Here is a 5,911-nt window from a genome sequence, read left to right as displayed (position 1 = left end):
CCCCGTTCGCCGCGGCGACTCATACAACTATACAGAGGCTTTCCGTGCTTTGCAAACCGAGATAATATGTAGTACATCACATAATATTTTGGGTGTTTACTTCCATGAAAGCCTCATTCACGAAAACTCCTTATACTCCGAAAATTCTTAAAGACTCAAGGCGCTGCCCTCCCGGTAAAAATACCGGTCAAGCAACGCCTTTCTTACGCTCAAATGCTCTAGATTCCGCTAATACTGCTGCGGTGGAGTTTCAGAAGCCATGTTATTAAACCGCGAGTACTTACCGCTAAACGCCAAGGGAATAGTCTTCGTTGGGCCGCCACGATGCTTCGCAATAATCATGTCTGCCTCACCCACACGATCGCTATCGGGGTTGTACATATCCTCACGATGCAGCAGAATCACCATATCCGCATCCTGCTCAATTGAACCGGATTCACGCAGATCAGAGATCATTGGGCGCTTATCGGTGCGCTGCTCCGAACCACGGTTCAGCTGCGACAGCGCAATGACCGGAACCTCAAGTTCCTTCGCCAAAAGTTTGAGACTACGGGAAAACTCCGAAACCTCTTGCTGACGAGACTCAACCTTCTTTCCCGAACTCATCAGCTGCAGGTAGTCCAGCACCACAAGCTGCAATTGATTGCGCTGCTTAAGGCGACGGCATTTCGCACGAATCTCCATGAGCGTCATGTTCGGCGAATCATCAATAAAAAGCGGTGCACCGGTTATTTTTCCCTGCAGGGTCGCCAAGTTGGTCCATCCCTCCTGGTCAAGATCTCCCTTCTTGAGGCGGCCCATCGAAATGCGGCCCTCCGCCGAAAGCACACGCATTGCAAGCTCGGTGCGACCCATTTCCAAGGAGAAAAAGACCGTCGTCATATCATGGTGAATCGCAGCAGAACGGGCGATATCCAGTGCCAACGTCGATTTACCCACGCCGGGACGCGCGGCAACCACAATCATCTGCCCCGGATGCAAACCACCGGTGAGCTCATCAAACTCAATAAAGCTCGTGGGCACGCCATAAACACCATCCGGGCGGTTCGAGTTCGCATCGATCTCGTTCATCGTGGCTTCTAAGGCATCTGAGAAGGTAACGTAATCCTCTTTCGCGTTGCCATCTGAAATTGCGTAAATCTCAGATTGTGCCTGATCAACCAGCGAGTCTACCTCGCCCTCGCTCGTGTAACCGAGCTGGGCGATCTTAGTGCCAGCCTCTACCAGACGGCGCATAACCGCGTGTTCCTTGACGATCTCAGCATAATACTGGGCATTCGCAGCGGTTGGAACCGAAGCGATAAGCGTATGCAGATATGTTGCCCCACCGACTCGTGTGAGTTCACCGCGGCCCTTGAGCTCATCCGCTACCGTAATCGCATCGGCGGGGTTGCCGTGACCGTACAGAGAAATAATTGCCTCATAGATCAGTTCATGCTGCGGCTTATAGAAATCTCCCGCATGCAGAGTCTCTACCACATCGGCAATAGCGTCTTTGGAGAGCATCATGCCGCCCAGCACCGACTGCTCCGCGACATCATCGTGCGGCAGGGTGCGAGAACCATAATCGATGGCAGTTTCAGACATGCTCTTTCCTCAAAATCGCGTTTTTATCCGATGCTTATGGCGTTCCAGAAGCAATTTCTGCAGAACTTCTATGCTAGTTTCTCATGAACGCTTGTTGAAATGTACACCGCCTTATAAATTCTGTGTCTGTTCCCGGTAGAACTCTCGAAGACTATTCGTTCCCGTCGGCTCCCCCACACAATCATGCGTTAAGCCCCACAGCATAAACGATAAAGTATCAGCCACGCGCGGTTTGATAAGGCCGATCACCTTCACCACACCGTCTGCTAACCGGGGCGGGATAACCGTGATCTTCGCGGGGCGTCCCACCGCCTCAAAAGCGTACTGTGCTACCTCACGCCACGAGAGAACCTCGGGACCACCAATATCGTAGGATCCCTCCTGAGCAGATTCCACCTTATCAAGACAGTATGCGGCAACATCCGCCCCGTGAATGGGGTTAAGCCGCCCTTGCGGTCGCAGAAGATACACCCGGCCGCGGCGTGCCATCTGCGCTATAGCGCTCATATCTGAGAAGTATCCACTCGGGCTCACCACCTGATGCGCCAGCGGCGACTGGATCAATGCCTGCGCGAAAGCCGTTTTCGCACGCGTGAGCTGCGAACGAATCGACTCGGCGTGTATGGCGTTCACATAGCAGAAACGTGTGACATCATGGGCGCGCGCAGACTCCAATATATTTAGGTTCGCACGGTAGTCAATATCCCAGGGGTCGGCCTTCTGCCGAGTCACCCCTAGTGCCGAAATAACCGCATCAACGCCATCGCACACTCCTTCTGTCAAGGAACGGTCGGTTACATCACCAACCACCCACTCATCTACCCTATCCGCCAGCGATGGTGCACCCCACGCCCCGGCGCTCTCAGCCCGAGCCTTATCGCGCACCACAGCACGCACCCGATGCCCGCGACGATGCGCCTGCTCCACAATATGACGCCCCACATAGCCCGATGCTCCAACAACCAAAATATTCATCTTTTCACCTCGCTGTGGTTCTGTGAACAAAGTTTCGCACCCTTTAGGCAGGATTACAGTCTTTGAGATAGCCCTCAATCACCTCGACGGCGCGGGTTGGACCGTCCATGCCGCGCATTGCCTTGCTGAGCTGTCGAGCCTTGGCGCGCATGGTCTCATCTGAAAGTAAACGATCCAGAATGCCGTGCATCTGGCCTCGGTGCACATCATGTTTCGCGAAGCGCAGGGCGTTGCCGTACCGTGCACATTCCTCAATATTCCAGCGTTGCTCGGCCTGCATGGCGATACCCGCGAACGGCACTCCCGCCAGGCACGCTGTCTGCACGGTTCCTTCACCACCGTGCGTGATTGAGGCATCAATGTGCCCAGCAAGCAGATGAGCCGGGACAGTTCCCGCACGGTGAATATTGTCACCCAGCGAGCGCGCATCAGCATCCGATAACAGCACCCCATCACCGACCAGCACATCTACCGGTGCCGTTGAAAGTTGCCGCAGCACCGCCGCCAAGATGCGCGCAGACCCGGACGAGCCCATCCCTACGTAGATAAGTGGTCGTTTTTTAGGTTCCCGAACAATCCGCGGAAGTTCACCGGTAGCACGGTAGTAGATAGGTCCCACACTGACATCCGGTGCCGTTAACGGATCGCCGCGCAGCTCGGTAAAAAGAGAACAGATAAGGTTTACGTCAGCGCTGAACATATCGACGGTACGGCGCGGAAGTTTGATTCCATGTTCGCGGGCTACACGAGTGAACGAGGCTGGTTTATAAGATATTGCCCGAATCAGTGCGCGTAACCATCCCGGTGCTGAGGGGGCTTCACCAGCAGATTTCGCAGAAAAATAGGTCGTTGAATATGCGTAAGGGCGCGCATAGAAAATAGGTACACCGGCGATGCGCGCGGAGATCAGCATAGTCGGGTTAGAGCCGATCACCACGGCATCTGCGTTAAAGTCACGAATAGCAGCAAGTTCTACGGTAACCCTCTGGCGTACTTTCTCGGTGGTGAAGGGATGCCGCACTCCCCTGCCTTGGTCAAGCGCCATGAGTTGTTTCGCTTCGGCATCAGTCATGATGGGTTCACGAAGATGCACGGGAAGCCGCGCGCTTTCCAGCAACCCACGGTATTTGGGTGAGTATATATGGAAGAGGACTTTGTGCCCTCGGTCTTGAGCAACACGCGCTATTTCGATGCCGCGCGTGGTTTCACCCATATTAAAGCTTTCGGGAGAGAAAAGAATACGGCTCATTGTCTTCTCCAGCGGGGGGGCATACACATGCTTGAGTGGGGTCTACGCCTCATATATATCTAGTGTAAAACGGAGCCTCAGTAATCCTCCCACTGTATCGGGAAAACTCAGGCTCCGTTTTCTGACCGCGCAAATCGTAGTTATTTCTTCCGTAGAACCAGACCGATAGCGCCTATATGGTCGGCGTGACGGCGGAAAACACTGCGCATACCCAGCACGCGCTCACGAATCTGCGGTTTGCGTGCAAGGTTGAACATGATCTTGGCGAGTCCGCCCACCCCTTCATCGGCAATCATGCGGTTGGGTTCTAAAAGAGCCATATCGGTTTGATATACGTCTAACACCTCAAACCCGGCTTCTTCGGCAAGGCGGGTCCATTCGGCAACCGTAAGCGGGCGTGCGTTCACGCGAATGCTTCGTGCCAGGTCCTTCTGAATTTCTTCTTGAACCTCAGGGCGCAGGTAGTCGGGGGTTAGCGATAGCTCGTGAATGGCATAGTAGCCGCCCGGCCGTAGGATGCGCGCCGCCTCGCGCATAATTTCCAGCTTGTGCTTGTCGGTCTGCATGGTCAGCATAGCCTCGCCCACCACCACGTCGTAACTGGAATCGGGCAGCCCGGTCTCCTGCGCCCCGGCGTTCACGACCGTGTAGTTGGGGTTGTTTCCGATGCGCCCGCGCACGATTTCAGCCGCCTTTGGGTCAAGATCTACACCGGTGTAGGTCTTGGGGCTGCGTTTGACGATTTCGAGCGCCGTAATACCTAGTCCGGGTGCGAATTCGACTACGTCGATCTGCCCGCCAAGCGCGCGGCTGAGCAGCCAGTTTGTAGTTTCGCGCCCACCGGGGCGAAGGACTTTCTTACCGAGTTGGGCGAGCAGCCAGTGTCCGGCGGCTTTTTCAGCGGGACGATCGGTACCGGGAACGTTCGGGGTTTTATGCACGATAAATCTCCTGTGATAATTCGTATTTAATATGCAAGATTTTTATGCTCTAATTCTACACTCCGTTATGAGGTAGCCGCATTTTTCTTATGCTGTATCTTGCAAACCTCCTGTTACGCCGGTACTACGCCATTGTTTTCTGTGGCTTTATGTGCGGAACGCAGACTAAGGGTTAAACGAAACTGAGACCGAACCCGAAGATTCGATCTCAGCCTCAATCACACACACATACATACGAAAATCAGAGCCACTTCCGCTAAGGAAAGTCCAACTTTCAGATAGTCCTCTCGAACTACCTGATATAACTATGAGCCGTCAACCTTTATTCCTCGTGAGTTAAACCTTGGGAATATCTGTGAATGCGAGGAGTTGTGTGCGCTGTAGACACAAGGCCATGGATCAGAATTTCCTTACAGGGCATATATCGCAGAGAATTACACGCTGTATCCGGTGCCGTGCATGAGATTGTGATGACTAACCGAAAGAAGGAAGAGTTTTAAAACTGAAAAGCGAGGCTACACAGTAGCCTCGCTTTTCAGTTCCACGAGAGCATATCCACTCTCTGAAACACACACATTCACATCGCAGTCCTCTCGAACCAACACTTCTAGTTAACCGTAGTTACCTTGAGGAACCTTGGGGTTTGGCTGAAAAACACCTGAAAGTCCCCGCAAGAAATACTGGGAAGAACTTCAGCGATGCCCCAGTGTGCAGCGCACGATCCCCGTGCGACAGTAATTTATCCGTTAGAGTTCAGAAGAGCATCAGCCAAAACCACGGTCACCGGGTTTATCAGCACCGATACCGCCGCCAATACAATATTTGCGATGCGATGGCGCACAAACCGAATAAGCCCCACTATGGCACAGATAAAGGCGATCACAGAGGTAAAACTACCCACGATTATCGTGATATAAAACAGGATGGCATTCACCGTGAGCGAGGGAAAAGGAATAAAGGCAAGTATCACAAGTACAACACTTACTGCCTCGAAGATGATGCCGACCCGCAAAAGTTGAGTGCTGGGGGGAAGGTGATTGAAAGATTTTTTCGCCATATATCTAGCCTAACCGAGAGTAGCTCACAACGGTGATCCTTGATGTAACAGCAAGTGCCGCCTCCCATCCAGTATATGTTCAGGAGGCGGCACTTCCTCTTA

General features: G+C 53.2%; 5 protein-coding genes. All 5 read right to left on the bottom strand.

Features of this window, described 5'->3' with window-relative positions:
- Positions 1-228: 228 nt before the first annotated feature.
- The 5 genes from dnaB to HMPREF3016_RS01220 all read right to left on the bottom strand — a co-directional run bounded on the left by dnaB (position 229) and on the right by HMPREF3016_RS01220 (position 5,809).
- The gene (gene dnaB, locus HMPREF3016_RS01240) at positions 229-1,587 is read right to left on the bottom strand and encodes a replicative DNA helicase (protein ID WP_013398176.1); all 1,359 of its coding nucleotides are present in this window, start codon (positions 1,585-1,587) and stop codon (positions 229-231) included.
- Between the two features lie 111 nt (positions 1,588-1,698).
- Complete coding sequence (locus tag HMPREF3016_RS01235) at positions 1,699-2,562, bottom strand: SDR family oxidoreductase (protein WP_070739554.1); 864 nt, start codon at positions 2,560-2,562, stop codon at positions 1,699-1,701.
- 43 nt (positions 2,563-2,605) lie between these two features.
- Positions 2,606-3,775 carry a nucleotide disphospho-sugar-binding domain-containing protein gene (locus HMPREF3016_RS01230; RefSeq protein WP_246828407.1) on the bottom strand — a complete coding sequence of 390 codons (1,170 nt, stop codon included), beginning with the start codon at positions 3,773-3,775 and terminating at the stop codon, positions 2,606-2,608.
- Positions 3,776-3,951: 176 nt separating this feature from the next.
- Positions 3,952-4,752: a class I SAM-dependent methyltransferase gene (locus HMPREF3016_RS01225; protein ID WP_070739548.1), complete on the bottom strand. Its 801-nt coding sequence runs from the start codon at positions 4,750-4,752 to the stop codon at positions 3,952-3,954.
- A 739-nt stretch (positions 4,753-5,491) separates the two neighbouring features.
- Positions 5,492-5,809: a hypothetical protein gene (locus tag HMPREF3016_RS01220; protein WP_004005956.1), complete on the bottom strand. Its 318-nt coding sequence runs from the start codon at positions 5,807-5,809 to the stop codon at positions 5,492-5,494.
- Positions 5,810-5,911: the final 102 nt, after the last annotated feature.

It is taken from the genome of Rothia sp. HMSC065D02 (assembly GCF_001815285.1).
GTDB lineage: Bacteria > Actinomycetota > Actinomycetes > Actinomycetales > Micrococcaceae > Rothia > Rothia dentocariosa.
The sequence above is the reverse complement of the archived record's forward strand: the minus strand, read 5'-3'. Positions and strand labels throughout refer to the sequence as shown.

Bases quoted from the DNA above. Each gene is read 5' to 3' on its own strand.
- dnaB (WP_013398176.1), bottom strand. From the start codon at position 1,587: ATGTCTGAAACTGCCATCGATTATGGTTCTCGCACCCTGCCGCACGAT.
- HMPREF3016_RS01235 (WP_070739554.1), bottom strand. From the start codon at position 2,562: ATGAATATTTTGGTTGTTGGAGCATCGGGCTATGTGGGGCGTCATATT.
- HMPREF3016_RS01230 (WP_246828407.1), bottom strand. From the start codon at position 3,775: ATGGGTGAAACCACGCGCGGCATCGAAATAGCGCGTGTTGCTCAAGAC.
- HMPREF3016_RS01220 (WP_004005956.1), bottom strand. From the start codon at position 5,809: ATGGCGAAAAAATCTTTCAATCACCTTCCCCCCAGCACTCAACTTTTG.